The 14,740-nt window shown below is 70.6% G+C and carries 14 protein-coding genes; 12 read left to right on the forward strand and 2 right to left on the reverse strand.

All coding sequences use genetic code 11. The features are described from left to right. Nucleotides 1-89 precede the first annotated feature (89 nt). The 7 genes from rsmD to mutM all read left to right on the forward strand — a co-directional run bounded on the left by rsmD (nt 90) and on the right by mutM (nt 5,436). Entirely contained in the window at nt 90-689 is a 600-nt protein-coding gene (gene rsmD / locus ABR737_RS31945; protein ID WP_350254258.1) for a 16S rRNA (guanine(966)-N(2))-methyltransferase RsmD, read from the forward strand. Continuing rightward, nucleotides 686-1,198: a pantetheine-phosphate adenylyltransferase gene (coaD, locus tag ABR737_RS31950; protein WP_088800261.1), complete on the forward strand. Its 513-nt coding sequence runs from the start codon at nt 686-688 to the stop codon at nt 1,196-1,198. The genes rsmD and coaD overlap by 4 nt, the downstream gene beginning before the upstream one ends. A 126-nt stretch (nt 1,199-1,324) precedes the next feature. After that, nucleotides 1,325-2,521, forward strand: coding sequence for a F0F1 ATP synthase subunit B (locus ABR737_RS31955; RefSeq protein ID WP_350254260.1), 1,197 nt, complete (start codon nt 1,325-1,327; stop codon nt 2,519-2,521). 167 nt (nt 2,522-2,688) lie between these two features. Continuing rightward, nucleotides 2,689-3,318 (forward strand): YceD family protein, encoded by a 630-nt coding sequence (locus ABR737_RS31960; RefSeq protein WP_502964524.1) that lies wholly within the window; start codon nt 2,689-2,691, stop codon nt 3,316-3,318. 2 nt (nt 3,319-3,320) lie between these two features. Beyond that, nucleotides 3,321-3,494, forward strand: coding sequence for a 50S ribosomal protein L32 (gene rpmF, locus ABR737_RS31965; RefSeq protein ID WP_030087884.1), 174 nt, complete (start codon nt 3,321-3,323; stop codon nt 3,492-3,494). A 19-nt stretch (nt 3,495-3,513) separates the two neighbouring features. Beyond that, on the forward strand, nt 3,514-4,341 hold the full coding sequence (gene rnc, locus ABR737_RS31970) for a ribonuclease III (protein WP_350254263.1): 828 nt from the start codon (nt 3,514-3,516) through the stop codon (nt 4,339-4,341). Nucleotides 4,342-4,509: 168 nt separating this feature from the next. Continuing rightward, nucleotides 4,510-5,436 (forward strand): bifunctional DNA-formamidopyrimidine glycosylase/DNA-(apurinic or apyrimidinic site) lyase, encoded by a 927-nt coding sequence (gene mutM, locus ABR737_RS31975; RefSeq protein WP_350254264.1) that lies wholly within the window; start codon nt 4,510-4,512, stop codon nt 5,434-5,436. 27 nt (nt 5,437-5,463) lie between these two features. On the opposite strand, the gene ABR737_RS31980 is transcribed toward mutM, so the two are convergent. Further along, nucleotides 5,464-5,889, reverse strand: coding sequence for a winged helix-turn-helix transcriptional regulator (locus ABR737_RS31980; RefSeq protein ID WP_350254266.1), 426 nt, complete (start codon nt 5,887-5,889; stop codon nt 5,464-5,466). Nucleotides 5,890-6,041: 152 nt separating this feature from the next. On the opposite strand from ABR737_RS31980, the gene ABR737_RS31985 reads away from it, so the two are divergent. Continuing rightward, a complete protein-coding gene (locus tag ABR737_RS31985; protein WP_350256999.1) occupies nt 6,042-6,632 on the forward strand; it encodes a flavodoxin family protein in 591 nt (196 codons plus the stop codon). 127 nt (nt 6,633-6,759) lie between these two features. Here ABR737_RS31985 and ABR737_RS31990 read toward each other — a convergent pair whose 3' ends face one another. Further along, nucleotides 6,760-7,692, reverse strand: coding sequence for a CAP domain-containing protein (locus ABR737_RS31990; RefSeq protein WP_350254267.1), 933 nt, complete (start codon nt 7,690-7,692; stop codon nt 6,760-6,762). A 178-nt stretch (nt 7,693-7,870) separates the two neighbouring features. Here ABR737_RS31990 and ABR737_RS31995 point away from each other — a divergent pair, with 178 nt between their 5' ends. From ABR737_RS31995 to ABR737_RS32010, 4 genes are all read left to right on the forward strand, one after another. After that, nucleotides 7,871-8,152: an acylphosphatase gene (locus ABR737_RS31995; RefSeq protein ID WP_350254269.1), complete on the forward strand. Its 282-nt coding sequence runs from the start codon at nt 7,871-7,873 to the stop codon at nt 8,150-8,152. 383 nt (nt 8,153-8,535) lie between these two features. Beyond that, entirely contained in the window at nt 8,536-8,739 is a 204-nt protein-coding gene (locus ABR737_RS32000; RefSeq protein WP_030084672.1) for a hypothetical protein, read from the forward strand. A 298-nt stretch (nt 8,740-9,037) separates the two neighbouring features. Beyond that, nucleotides 9,038-12,985, forward strand: coding sequence for an AAA family ATPase (locus tag ABR737_RS32005; protein ID WP_350254271.1), 3,948 nt, complete (start codon nt 9,038-9,040; stop codon nt 12,983-12,985). Between the two features lie 311 nt (nt 12,986-13,296). Beyond that, nucleotides 13,297-14,715, forward strand: a complete 1,419-nt coding sequence (locus tag ABR737_RS32010; RefSeq protein ID WP_350254273.1) for a sugar porter family MFS transporter — start codon at nt 13,297-13,299, stop codon at nt 14,713-14,715. Nucleotides 14,716-14,740 lie beyond the last annotated feature (25 nt).

Genomic DNA, 14,740 nt, shown 5'->3' on the forward strand with positions numbered 1-14,740 from the left:
ACGCCGGGCCCCGGTCGACGGAATATCGTGGAGGAGCGGAGCCCGCCCGGCTCCTCCTCACCGACCACGCGCAACGTAAGGACGGGCCCATGACCCGCGTGATCGCCGGTACGGCCGGCGGCCGCCGCCTGGCCGTACCCCCGGGAAACGGCACCCGCCCGACCTCCGACCGAGCGCGCGAGGGCATGTTCTCCACCTGGGAATCCCTCGACGGGCCGCTCGGCGGTGCCCGGGTGCTCGATCTCTACGGCGGCTCCGGCGCGGTCGGCCTGGAAGCGCTCTCCCGCGGCGCCGCACACGTCCTGCTGGTCGAGGCCGATGCCCGCGCCGTGCGCACCATCCGGGACAACGTCCGCGCGGTCGGCCTCCCGGGCGTCGAGGTCCGGGCCGGCAAGGCCGAACAGACCGCCGCCGCACCGCCCCCGGGTGAGCCGTACGACATCGTCTTCCTGGACCCGCCCTACGGGGTGACCGACGCGGAGCTGTGCGAGATCCTGCTCACACTCCGTGGTCAGGGCTGGCTTGCCGACGACGCACTCGTCACCGTGGAACGCAGTACCCGAGGCGGCACGTTCCCGTGGCCGGACGGTTTTGCAGCGATCAAGGCCCGTCGCTACGGCGAGGGGACGCTTTGGTACGGTCGCGCCGCTTCGACGTCCGCCGAATCGGCGTCAGTAAGCGTGTCATGACCGGATCGGAGAGCGAGGAACCCGAGTTGCGCCGCGCCGTCTGTCCGGGGTCATTCGACCCCATCACCAACGGGCACCTGGACATCATCGCCCGTGCCTCCAAGCTGTACGACGTCGTCCACGTCGCCGTGATGATCAACCAGTCCAAGCAGGGGCTGTTCACGGTCGACGAGCGGATCGACCTGATCCGCCGGGCCACCGCCGAGTACGGCAACGTGGAGGTCGAGTCCTTCCACGGCCTGCTCGTCGACTTCTGCAAGCAGCGCGACATCCCCGCGATCGTCAAGGGGCTGCGAGCCGTCAGCGACTTCGACTACGAGCTGCAGATGGCCCAGATGAACAACGGCCTGTCGGGAGTGGAGACGCTGTTCGTCCCCACCAACCCCACCTACAGCTTCCTCTCCTCCAGCCTCGTCAAGGAGGTCGCCGCCTGGGGCGGTGACGTCTCCCATCTGGTGCCGTCGTTCGTCCTGGAGGCGCTGACCGAGCGCCTGCGGAACAAGGGCTGACGCCCGCCGGGCGCACCGGACCGATGCCCGGCTGATGGGGCGTCAGTTGGTGTCGGGGAAAGGGGCCGTGGACGTACAGTCGTCCCGTTCCGTCGTTCCAACCCCTCAGAGAGTGGCGAGTCCAAGGTGGACGTGCAGAAGAAGCTCGACGACATCGTCGCGACCGTCGGCGGTGCCCGGTCCATGCCCATGTCGGCCTCGTGCGTGGTCAACCGCGCCGAGCTGCTTGCCATGCTGGAGGAGGTGCGGGCGGCGCTCCCGGGCTCCCTCGCGCAGGCGCAGGAGCTGCTGGGCGGCCGGGAGCAGATGGTCGAGCAGGCGCGGGCCGAGGCGGAGCGGATCATCGAGACCGCGCACACCCAGCGCGGGTCGCTGATCTCCGACACCGAGGTCGCCCGGCAGTCCCAGGACGAGGCGGACCGGATCCTCACGGAGGCCCGCCGGGAGGCGGAGGAGATCCGCGCCGAGGCCGACGACTACGTCGACAGCAAGCTCGCCAACTTCGAGGTCGTGCTGACCAAGACCATCGGGTCCGTCGACCGCGGCCGCGAGAAGCTGCTCGGCCGCGGCCCCGGGCAGGGCGAGCAGGAATTCCCGGACGAGGACGGCACCCAGGCCCCGGAGCGCAGCGCCGATCCGGAGACCCTGCGGCAGCGCGCCGACGCCTATGTGGACGCCAAGTTCGGCTCGTTCCAGGCCGTGCTGACCAAGACGCTGGAGGCGGTCGGCCGGGGCCGCGACAAGCTCCAGGGGGCCCGTGCGGTCGATGAGCTGGGCCTCCACCTGGCCGCGCAGGGCGACCCGCAGTCCGGACACCAGGCCGACGCCGACTATCTCGCCGGCCTGGCGGGCATCGGCGCCGAGCAGGAGCAGCAGCCGCCCCAGGCACCCCCGATGCCCCAGGCGCCTCCCATGCCCCAGGCGCAACCCCAGCCCCAGGTCCAGGAATACCAGCAGCCCCTCCAGCCCCAGCTCCAGCAGCAGGGCTACTACACCGACCCGGCGGTCTACCAGCAGCAGGACGTCTACGGCTATCAGCAGCCGCAGGAGGTCCTGTACGCCCAGCACCAGGACCCGTACGGCTACGACTGGCAGCAGGCCCAGCAGCAGGCCCAGCAGCAGGCCCAGCAGCAGGCCCAGCAGCAGGCCCAGCAGCAGGGCTACGACCCGAACGCCTACCTCCAGCAGCAGGTGCCCCAGCAGCCGCAGCAGCCTCCGCACGGCCACCCCGCGCAGCCCGGCGCCCTGGACGAGACCAGCCTCTTCGACACCAGCATGATCGACCTGGACCAGCTCCGGGCGTACGAGGAGGGGCGCCAGTAGGCGGCCCCGCCCGCGGACCGGAGAGGGGGCCGGGAGCGGATTGGGCCTATCGGGGCCCGTCCAGTATCCTGGCTCTTCGGTCGCGCGTATCTCCGCGATCTCTGCTGCCCGAATCCTGTCCGGCAGGAATACGGACGGCACGGAAAACCCACAGAAAGCAGGAAGCCATCAACGCCCGCCTCGACCACCGTTCCCCTCTCGTGTTCGACACACGCGAGCTGGGCCGGCGTCCCGGTGCGCTCAAGAAGGCCTCCCGCTCCGTCGAGGCCCCCCGGGACCTCGGCAATGAGGTCATCGGCGTGCCCGAGGGCGCACCGGTCGAGCTCGACCTCCGCCTGGAATCGGTCATGGACGGGGTGCTTGTCACAGGCACCGGCCGTGCAACCGTCAAGGGGGAGTGCGTAAGGTGTCTGGAGCCGCTGGAGCGAGAGCTCGACGCGGACTTCCAGGAGATGTTCGCCTACCCCGACGCCGACGCCAGGGTCCGTGAGGACGCCGACGACGACGCCGAGGACGAGGAGGACACCCTCTTCCTCGAGGACGACCTGTTCGACCTCGAACCCGTGCTGCGTGATGCGGTGGTGCTTGCACTGCCGATGCAGCCGGTGTGCCAGGACGACTGCCCGGGCCTGTGCTCCGAATGCGGAGTGCGGCTGGCGGACGACCCGGACCACCACCACGACGCCGTCGACATCCGTTGGGCGGCACTGCAGGGACTCGCCGGGACCGTCAAGGACGGCGAGAAGGACAACATGGGCGGCGCCGAAGCGGGCGTCGACGAGAAGCAGGAGAAGTAGCCGTGGCTGTTCCGAAGCGGAAGATGTCGCGCAGCAACACGCGCCACCGCCGGTCGCAGTGGAAGGCTGCGGTCCCCACCCTGGTGGCATGCGCTAGCTGCCACGAGCCGAAGCTGCAGCACATCGCGTGCCCCAGCTGCGGCACCTACAACAAGCGCCAGGTCCTCGAGGTCTGAGCGGCTGGTGACAGGCTTCATGTCAGACGCCAATTCGACTTCCCGCAAACGCGGGGATGAACCGACTCCGGCGGACACGGCCTCGTCCCACACGCTTCTGGAAGGGCGGCTCGGGTACAAGCTCGAGTCCGCCCTTCTGGTGCGTGCGCTGACACACCGCTCGTACGCATACGAGAACGGCGGTCTGCCCACCAACGAGCGGCTGGAATTCCTCGGGGATTCGGTGCTCGGCCTGGTGGTCACGGACACGCTGTACCGCATCCACCCCGATCTGCCGGAGGGCCAGCTGGCCAAGCTCCGGGCCGCGGTGGTCAACTCGCGTGCGCTTGCCGAGGTGGGCCGCGGCCTCGACCTCGGCGCCTTCATCCGCCTCGGACGGGGCGAAGAAGGCACGGGCGGCCGGGACAAGGCATCCATCCTCGCCGACACCCTGGAAGCGGTGATCGGCGCGGTCTATCTCGACCAGGGCCTCGATGCGGCCGGCGAGCTGGTGCACCGGCTCTTCGACCCGCTGATCGAGAAGTCCTCCAGCCTGGGCGCGGGCCTGGACTGGAAGACCAGCCTCCAGGAACTCACCGCGACCGAAGGCCTCGGGGTTCCGGAGTACCTGGTCACGGAGACCGGACCGGACCACGAGAAGACCTTTACTGCTGCCGCCCGCGTCGGTGGTGTCTCGTACGGCACCGGCACCGGCCGCAGCAAGAAGGAAGCCGAGCAGCAGGCGGCCGAATCCGCGTGGCGCGAGATCCGCGCCGCGGCGGACGAGGCGGCCCAGGTGGCCGAGGCGGCCAAGGCGGCAGAGCCCGCCGAGGCCGTCGAGACCGCCGGAGAAGACACCGTCGGCTAGCCGTACGGCGCACGCCTCTGCGGCGCGGCACCCCACCCCCGTTGCGCTTCGGCGCACCGGGGGTCCTTCTTGTCCGGAGCCCCGTGCGCGGTGCCGGGCGACCCGCTGGGCCCCCGGAGGGGAGAGGTACGCTGCGGCTGTCGTCCCCCAGCTGTCCCAAGGAGTCCCGTGCCCGAGCTGCCCGAGGTCGAGGTCGTACGCCGCGGACTGGAGCGCTGGGTCAGCGGCCGCACGATCGACGAGGTCGAGGTGCGGCATCCGCGCGCGATCCGCCGGCACACGGCCGGCGCGGCCGACTTCGCGGCCCGGCTCATGGGTCTGCAACTCGGCGCGGCACGCAGGCGCGGCAAGTACCTCTGGCTCCCGGTGACCGGCGGGGGCCCGGCCGCGCAGACCGCCGCCGAAGGCCTTCCTCCGAGGGTCACGCCATCCGTCACCCACGGCCTGGCGATCCTCGCCCACCTCGGCATGAGCGGCCAGTTGCTCGTCCAACCGCAGGATGCCCCGGACGAGAAGCATCTGCGCATCCGGCTCCGCTTCGCCGACGACCTCGGCACCGAACTCCGCTTCGTCGACCAGCGCACCTTCGGCGGCCTCTCGCTGCACGACACCGTCCCCGGCGACGCGGACCACCTGCCCGACGCCATCGCCCATATCGCCCGCGACCCGCTCGACGCGGCCTTCGACGACGCCGCCTTCCACGACGCGCTGCGCCGCCGCCGGACCACCGTCAAACGGGCGCTGCTCGACCAGACGCTGATCAGCGGCGTCGGCAACATCTACGCGGACGAGGCGCTGTGGCGCAGCAAGCTCCACTACGAGCGGCCGACCGCCACCTTCACCCGCCCGCGCACCGCCGAACTGCTCGGCCACGTACGGGAGGTGATGGATGCCGCGCTCGCCGTCGGCGGCACCAGCTTCGACAGCCTCTATGTGAACGTCAACGGGGAGTCCGGCTACTTCGACCGCTCCCTGGATGCCTACGGCCGCGAGGACGAACCCTGCCGCCGCTGCGGCACCCCGATCCGCCGCCGTCCCTGGATGAACCGTTCCAGCTACTTCTGCCCCCGCTGCCAGCGGCCGCCGCGCGGCTGAACCCGGCGGGCCGGCCCGGTCGCCGGTTCAGCTCCCGGGGTGCCGGGCGTCATAGCGTTCCCGGGCCTGGAGCACCTGCGGCATCCGGTCCTCCACCAGGGCGATCAGCAACTGCAGTTGGCGGGCGACCTGGTGGCCCAGCGGTGTCAGCGCGTAATCCACCCGGGGCGGGTTGGTCTGCTGCGCCTCGCGGTGGACGAGTCCGTCCCGCTCCAGTGCCTGCAGGGTCTGGGCCAGCATCTTTTCGCTCACGCCTTGTACCCGGCGCCGCAGTTCGTTGAAGCGGAAGGTGCCGTCGAGCAGCGCGCCCAGCGTCAGGCTGCCCCATCGGTCGGTGACGTGCTTGAGCGTGTCACGGGAGGGACAGTTGCGCGCGAACACGTCGTAGGCCAGGTCGTCCGGGCAGCCGGACGGGGGCTCCTCGGCGGTCTCTGCGGGATTCTCGGTGGCCATACCGACACCATACCCTTACACAGCGCTAACTAATAGATTGCGCTTTCTAAAAGTTAGTGCTTTTCTTCTCCCATCACCTTCCGACGTCCCCGGGTGCCGACCGTCCCGGGATGCCGTGACCTTGAGGAGAAACCGCCGTGACCAGCTCCGCCCTGCCCGCTCCCGTCGTCTCCGTCGCCTACCACTCCGGCTTCGGCCACACCGCCGTACTGGCCGAGGCCGTCCGCGCCGCTGCCGCCGGGGCGGGAGCCACCGTCCACCTGATCAAGGTCGACGAGATCACCGAGGCCCAGTGGGAACTGCTCGACGCCTCCGACGCGATCGTCTTCGGTTCGCCGACCTATATGGGGACGGCTTCCGGGGCGTTCCACACCTTCGCCGAGGCCACTTCCCGGCGCTGGGCGACCCGTGCCTGGCAGGACAAGCTCGCGGCCGGCTTCACCAACTCCGCCTCCAAGAGCGGGGACAAGCTGCACACCCTGCAGTTCTTCACGGTGCTCGCCGCCCAGCACGGCATGAGCTGGGTCAGCCTCAACCTGCTCCCCGGGTGGAACTCCTCCACCGCCTCGGAGAACGACCTCAACCGGCTCGGCTTCTTCCTGGGGGCCGGCGCCCAGTCCGACAACGACCAGGGCGCGGAGGCGGTCCACAAGGCCGATATCGCCACCGCCGAACACCTCGGACGCCGTATCGCCGAACAGGCCCGCATCTTCGCCGCGGGCCGCGCCGCCGTTGCCGCCTGACCGGCGGGTCCGGGGGCAACCCCGCACGCGAGACGCCCGCGCCGCCCCGTGGTCCGTCACGGGGCGGCGCGGGCGTCTCATGTCTTGGTGACGGCCGGGCCCCGGCCGGGCGCCGTCCGGCCCGGCTCTAGAAGCCGAAGTCCTGCGTCCACCACGGGCCGCCCGGCCCGACATGGGCGCCGACCCCGAGGGTCTGGTAATCGCAGTTGAGGATGTTGGCGCGATGGCCGGGGCTGTGCATCCAGGAGTCCATCACGGCCTGGGCGGTGGCCTGTCCGCGGGCTATGTTCTCGCCGCCCAGGTCGTCGATGCCCGCGTCTCGGGCGCGGTCCCAGGGCGTGTCCCCGTCCGGGTCGGTGTGGTCGAAGAAGCCGCGCCGGGCCATGTCGTCACTGAACTGCTGCGCGAGCCCCGCCAATTCCTTGTCCGCCGTGACGGGAGAGCAGCCGGCCCGGTCGCGCTCCTGGTTGACCAGGGACAGGACCTGCGCCTCGGCGGACGACTGGGTGTCGGCGGTCTTCGACGGCGCCGCGCTGCGTACGGACGCTGCCGAGGACGGCCGGCCGGCGGGCACGGTGGACCGGCGGGTGTCGGACTTTCCGGCGGGGGAGGCGGCCGTCCGGTGCGGAGAGGGAGACGTCGAGGGGGTGGTGGGGGAGGAGGGGCGGCCGGTGCCGGGGGCCGTGGCGCGGGCGCTGCCGCGGCTGGCCTGTTCCGTGGCGCGGTCGGACGGGGTCGCCGACCCGCCGGCCGGCGTCCCGGTGGCCTCCGGCAGCGCGCCGGCCCGGACGCGGTCCCCCTGGTCGCCGCTGGTCCCCCCGTCGAACTGGCCGTGACCGGGGAGCAGTCCGGAGGCGACCGCGACGGCTCCCATCGCCATCACCGCGGAGGCGCCGAGCAGTCCGGTGCGTACGGGGGCCCGCCCGCGGCGCGGGGCCGCGCGATGTCCGCGGCGCAGGTCCGCGTCCGACGGGCCCGGGTGCCCGGCCGACGGTGCGTCAACAGGCCCCGCACCGTGGGCATCGGGGGCTGGTGGAGCAGAGCGTCGGTGGCGGCCCATCCGCTGTCTTCCTTCCACCGGTGCAAGCACCGGCTCCACTGGAGCGGCTACCGCCGCAGCGCTTCTTGGGCGTCAAGATGGCTCACCCATAAGAGTGAGCCTCGCTTGTCGGGGGACTGTACGCCATGACGGATGGGCAGAAGTGACCGCTGAGCAATTGGACAGTTAACGTGCACACATGAACGAAGCTGTCCGTGTGACCGCCTGGGTGCGTGGTCAGGTCCAAGGCGTCGGGTTCCGTTGGTTCACCCGGGCCAACGCCCTTCGCATCGGCGAACTCGCCGGATTTGCGGTCAATCTCGGTGACGGCCGCGTCCAGGTGGTCGCCGAGGGCCCGAAGGACCACTGCGATGCGCTGCTGGACTGGCTCCGTACCGGAGACACGCCCGGGCGGGTCGACGGAGTCACTGAGATATGGGACACGCCCCGGGGCGGTTACGACGGCTTCGAAATCCGCTGAGCGGGTCCGCCGGAACCATCCGTACGGCCGTCACAGACGATCTTGTAGAGGCGCCCTTGTCAGCTGCTCACAGGAGATAAGGCCTGGTGGTTGCCAATCCGGCCGACCCGTGCAAGGCTGCCGCTGTACGGATGATCTCTACGCCCCCGCGGGACCTTTCTGGGGAGTCGGCGCAGCGCCCTCGCGGCCGCGCACTCTCAGGTGCCCGAGGATACGGGGCGTGATCGTGTTGACCGTCAAACCGTTTGGTGAGACTCTGGAATCCCCGCGCACCTTAGCTGTTTGGCATTGAGTACACGCAGAGAATGACAAGCACCGCGGGTGCGAATCCCTCACGACCCACACCGCTTCGGTCGGTCACTCATTGTGGAGGACCATCCATCATGGCAAAGGCGCTTCTCGGTTACGTCGGCGGCTCCGACCCCCGAGTCCTCTCCGAGATGCGACGGCTTCAGCAGCGCGTCCAAGACCTTGAATCCGAACTTATTCGGATGCAGGCCGAAAACGACATGCTGTCCGCTGCCGCACGTCACGACGACTCGATGCTCGACCTCGACGTACCCCAGGCGGAGCCCGCGCTCACCTGACCTCAACCCAATGGCCGGTAGGGCTGCGCGGCAGCCGCTTGAGGACCGCTCTCTTCAAGATCTGCAAGGGACGCTTCGGCGTCCCTTCGTCGTTTCCCGCTCTTTCGTTTCCGGCCTATTCGGACCTTCCGGCCACTTCAGCCGTGCCGCCCCTCCCTTACCGCATGATGTGCCCTGCGCTTTCGGCAATGAAACCGAAAATGAACGGTGCGGTATACCCGGGGGCCGTACGGGCGGGTGATCGGGACCGGAATGTTGGGGGTCGTCCCCCGATGGGCGGCCGGTAGAGTCCCACGGCGTGCATCTCAAGAGTCTGACCCTGCGAGGTTTCAAGTCCTTCGCCTCGGCCACGACGCTCCGGTTCGAGCCGGGCATCACCTGCGTCGTGGGCCCGAACGGCTCCGGCAAGTCCAATGTGGTGGACGCGCTCTCCTGGGTCATGGGCGAGCAGGGAGCCAAGTCGCTGCGCGGCGGGAAGATGGAGGACGTCATCTTCGCCGGGACGACCGGGCGGCCGCCGCTCGGCCGGGCCGAGGTCTCGCTCACCATCGACAACGCCGACGGTGCACTGCCGATCGAATACGCCGAAGTCACCATCACCCGGATCATGTTCCGCAACGGCGGCAGCGAGTACCAGATCAACGGAGACACCTGCCGGCTGCTGGATATCCAGGAATTGCTCTCCGATTCCGGTATCGGCCGGGAGATGCACGTCATCGTCGGGCAGGGCCAGCTCGACTCCGTGCTGCATGCCGACCCGATGGGGCGCCGGGCCTTCATCGAGGAAGCGGCCGGTGTCCTCAAGCACCGCAAGCGCAAGGAAAAGGCGCTGCGGAAGCTGGACGCGATGAAGGCCAACCTCGCCCGTGTCCAGGACCTGACCGATGAGCTGCGGCGCCAGCTCAAGCCGCTGGGACGGCAGGCCGCGGTCGCCCGGCGCGCCGCCGTCATCCAGGCGGACCTGCGGGACGCCCGGCTGCGGCTGCTCGCCGACGACCTCGTCACCCTGCGCCGGGCGCTGCGCGCCGAGATCGCGGACGAGGCGGCGCTCAAGGAGCGCAAGCAGGCCGCCGAGGACCGGCTGCGCACCGCCCAGCAGCACGAGGCGGCGCTGGAGGAGGAGGTGCGCACCCTGACGCCGCGGGTGCAGCGCGCCCAGCAGACCTGGCACGAGCTCTCCCAGCTCGCGGAGCGGGTGCGCGGCACGATCTCGCTGGCCGAGGCGCGGGTCAAGAGCGCTTCGGCGGCCCCGCCGGAGGAGCGGCACGGGCGCGACCCCGAGGACATGGAGCGCGAGGCGGCCCGGATCCGCGAGCAGGAGGCGGAGTTGACGGCCGCGCTGGAGGCGGCGAGCCGGGCGCTGGAGGACACCGTCGAACACCGTGCCGGACTGGAGCGGCAGTTGGCGGACGAGGAGCGGCGGCTGCGGGACGCGGCCCGGGCCATCGCCGACCGCCGTGAGGGCCTGGCCCGGCTGAGCGGGCAGGTCACCGCCGCCCGTGGGCGGGCCGCCTCGGCGCAGGCGGAGATCGGCCGGTTGGCCGAGGCCAGGGACGACGCCCGGCGCCGGGCGGTCACCGCTCAGGAGGAGTACGAACAGCTCAAGGCCGAGGTCGACGGGCTGGACGCGCACGACGAGGAGATCGCCGGTCGGCACGAGGCGGCCCGCCACGAATTGGCGGAGGCGGAGTCCGCGCTGTCCGCGGCGCGGGAGGCGCTGACCACGGCCGAGCGCGAACGGGCCGCGACCGCCGCACGGCATGACGCACTGGCGCTGGGGCTGCGCCGCAAGGACGGCACCGGTGCGCTGCTGGCCGCCGCAGGCCGGCTCACCGGCGTGCTCGGTCCGGCGGCGGAACTGCTGACCGTCACCCCCGGTTTCGAGATCCCGGTCGCGGCTGCCCTCGGCGTGGCCGCGGACGCCCTCGCCGTCACCGGCCCGGGCGCGGCCGCCGAGGCCATCAGGCTGCTGCGTACACAGGACGCGGGGCGGGCGGCGATGGTGCTGGGAGGAGGCGGGAGCCGGCGGGGGACGGGGCGGGTGCCTGCGCAGTCGGCGCGGGCTGTGGAGGACGTGGCGGATGTGACGGCCGCGGAGGCCGTGGGGACCGCGGACTCCGTGGACGCGGTGGGGGCTACGGGGATTGGTGAGGTCCCGAATGTCGCAGAGGTTCTGAGTATCCCGCATATCCCGAGTGCTCCGGTTTCCCCGGATGCCTCGGAGGCTGGTGAGGCCATTCAGACTGCTGAAGCCACTGAGACCGCTGAGGCCGCTGAGGCCACCGAGGCCGTTCGGGTGTCGGCGTGGAGCGGGGCCGGTGGGGCCGACAGGGCCGAAGGGGCCGTGGTGGACGCCGGTGCGGGCGGCGCGGCCGGGGTACCCGGGGCATCCGGCGCACCCGGGTCCGCCGGGCCCCGGCTCCCCGGCCCCCGTTCCGGGCCCGTACCCGCGGAGGAACTGGTTCGGGGGCCCGCGGAGTTGACGGCCGCCGTGGCCCGGCTGCTGCGGGACGTCGTGGTGGTCGGGACGCTGGAGGACGCCGAGGAGCTGGTGGCCGCGCGGCCGGAGCTGACGGCGGTGACCGGTGAGGGCGATCTGCTCGGGGCGCATTTCGCGCACGGCGGCTCCGCCGGTGCGCCGAGCCTGCTGGAGGTGCAGGCGTCCGTCGACGAGGCGGCCGCCGAGCTGGAGGAGCTGGCAGCGCGCTGCGAGGAGTTGGCGCGGGCGCAGCGGGCCGCGGCGGAACGCCGTACGGAGTGTGCCGCGCTGGTGGAGGAGCTGGCCGAGCGGTGGCGAGCGGCGGACCGGGAAAAGTCGAAGGTCGCCGGGGACCTCGGCCGGCTCGGCGGGCAGGCGCGGGCGGCCGCGGGGGAGGCCGAGCGGTCGGACGCGGCGGCGGACCGGGCCGAGGAGGCGCTGGCGCGGGCCGTCGAGGAGGCCGAGGAGCTGGCCGAACGCCTTGCGGTGGCCGAGGAGGAGCCGGGCGTCGGCGACGAGGAGCCCGATACCTCGGCGCGGGACCGGCTGGCCGCCGACGGTGCCAATGCGCGGCAGACCGAGATGGAGGCCCGGCTCCAGGCGCGGACGCACGAGGAGCGGGTGAAGGCGCTCGCCGGGCGGGCGGACGCGCTGGACCGGGGGGCGCGCGCCGAACGCGAGGCGCGGCTGCGGGCCGAGCGGCGGCGCGCGCGGCTGCGGCACGAGGCGCAGGTGGCCGGGGCGGTCGCCGCCGGTGCCCGGCAGCTGCTGGCCCATGTCGAGGTGTCGGCCGTACGGGCCGAGGAGGAGCGGGGTGCGGCGGAGCGGGCCAAGGCCGAGCGGGAGCAGGCGCTGGTGGCCGAGCGCAACCAGGGCCGGGAACTGAAGTCCGAGCTGGACAAGCTGACGGACTCGATGCATCGCGGCGAGGTGCTGGGCGCGGAGAAGCGGCTGCGGATCGAGCAGCTGGAGACCAAGGCGCTGGAGGAGCTGGGGGTGGAGCCGGCCGGGCTGATGTCCGAGTACGGCCCCGAGCAGCTGGTCCCGCCGTCGCCGGCCGCCGAGGGCGAGGTGCTTCCGGAGGATCCCGGGCATCCGCGCCATCAGCCGGTGCCCTATGTACGGGCCGAGCAGGAGAAGCGGCTCAGGGCGGCCGAGCGGGCGTATCAGCAGCTCGGGAAGGTGAATCCGCTGGCATTGGAGGAGTTCGCCGCATTGGAGGAACGGCACAAGTTCCTCAGCGAGCAGCTTGAAGACTTGAAGAAGACCCGGGCCGACCTGATGCAGGTGGTCAAGGAGGTCGACGAGCGGGTGGAGCAGGTCTTCACCGAGGCGTACCGCGACACCGCACGCGAGTTCGAGGGCGTCTTCGCGCGGCTCTTCCCGGGCGGCGAGGGGCGGTTGGTGCTGACCGATCCGGACGACATGCTGGCGACCGGGGTGGATGTGGAGGCGCGCCCGCCGGGGAAGAAGGTCAAGCGGCTGTCGCTGCTGTCCGGTGGCGAGCGGTCGCTGACCGCGGTGGCGCTGCTGGTGTCGATCTTCAAGGCGCGGCCCAGCCCGTTCTATGTGATGGACGAGGTGGAGGCCGCCCTGGACGACACCAACCTGCAGCGGCTGATCGGGATCATGGAGGAGCTGCAGGAGAGCTCCCAGCTGATCGTGATCACGCATCAGAAGCGGACGATGGAGGTCGCGGACGCCCTTTACGGGGTATCGATGCAAGGCGACGGCGTTACCAAGGTCATCAGTCAGCGGCTGCACTGAGCGCGGGAGCGGTGGAGCGGAGCCGCGTCGGCAGGGGGTGATATCGACCGGAATCGGCATCTGCCGTGACCCTGCTCGGGGCCGTCATTGATCGCCCGGAGTGTCCGACACCGCATCAGTTCAGAACTTGAACGAACTGCCTCTTGAGTGGCCGAGAAACAAATTCATCTCGGCCTATTGACTTCGAAACTTGAAGGCATAGTCTCTGCAACGTCGCTTTTACCTTCAAGTGGTGGGTGCCTCCAACCTATGCACCACTTGTAGGGCCAGCCCCCTAACCCGGCAGCGCAGCCGGGCCACTGGAGTTCACGTTGACCAGCACCGCGCAGCCGACGGGTTCGGAAGGCCGCAAGGCCCGTCCCGAACATCTCGGCCATGTCATCTTCATCACCGCGGCTGCCGCGATGGGCGGCTTTCTCTTCGGCTATGACAGCTCTGTCATCAATGGTGCCGTCGAGGCGATCCGTGGCCGCTATGAGGTCGGTTCCGCCGTACTCGCCCAGGTGATCGCCGTTGCGCTGATCGGCTGTGCCATCGGCGCCGCCACCGCGGGCCGGATCGCGGACCGCATCGGCCGTATCCGCGTGATGCAGATCGCCTCGGTGCTGTTCACCATCAGCGCCGTCGGCTCCGCTCTTCCGTTCGCCCTCTGGGACCTCGCCTTCTGGCGGATCATCGGCGGCTTCGCCATCGGTATGGCCTCGGTCATCGGCCCGGCCTATATCGCCGAGGTCTCGCCGTCCGCCTACCGCGGCCGTCTCGGCTCGTTCCAGCAGGCCGCGATCGTCATCGGCATCGCCATCTCCCAGCTCGTCAACTGGGGCATCCTCAACCTCGCCGACGGCAAGCAGCGCGGCGTCATCGCCGGCCTGGAGGCCTGGCAGTGGATGCTCGGCGTGATGGTCATCCCGGCCGTCCTCTACGGTCTGCTCTCCTTCGCGATCCCCGAGTCGCCGCGGTACCTGATCTCCGCCGACAAGGTCGACCGGGCCAAGGGGGTGCTTGCCGAGGTCGAGGGCAAGACCGTGGACCTCGACAAGCGGGTCGCGGAGATCAAGGACGCGATGCGCCGCGAGCACAAGGCGTCGTTCAAGGATCTGCTCGGCAGCAAGTTCGGCTTCCTGCCGATCGTCTGGGTCGGCATCGGACTGTCGGTCTTCCAGCAGCTGGTCGGCATCAACGTCGCGTTCTACTACTCCTCGGCGCTGTGGCAGTCCGTCGGCATCGACCCGAGCGCTTCGTTCTTCTACAGCTTCACGACGTCGATCATCAACATCATCGGCACCGTGATCGCGATGATCTTCGTCGACCGGATCGGCCGCCGCCCGCTGGCGCTGATCGGCTCGGCCGGTATGGCCCTCGCGCTCGGCCTGGAGGCGTGGGCCTTCTCCGCCAAGACCGCGGCCGGCACCCTGCCGGCCACCGAAGGCACCGTGGCCCTGATCGCCGCCCATGTCTTCGTGCTCTTCTTCGCCCTCTCCTGGGGCGTCGTGGTCTGGGTCTTCCTCGGCGAGATGTTCCCGAACAAGATCCGCGCCGCCGCGCTGGGCGTCGCCGCCTCCGCGCAGTGGATCGCCAACTGGGCCATCACGGCCAGCTTCCCGAGCCTGTCGGACTGGAACCTCTCGGGTACGTACGTCATCTACATGGTCTTCGCTCTGCTCTCGATCCCCTTCGTGCTGAAGTACGTCAAGGAGACGAAGGGCAAGGCGTTGGAGGAGATGGGCTAACCCCCCGCCAGTCCTTCTCCTCAGC

It is taken from the genome of Streptomyces sp. Edi2, from assembly GCF_040253635.1.
Lineage (GTDB): Bacteria > Actinomycetota > Actinomycetes > Streptomycetales > Streptomycetaceae > Streptomyces.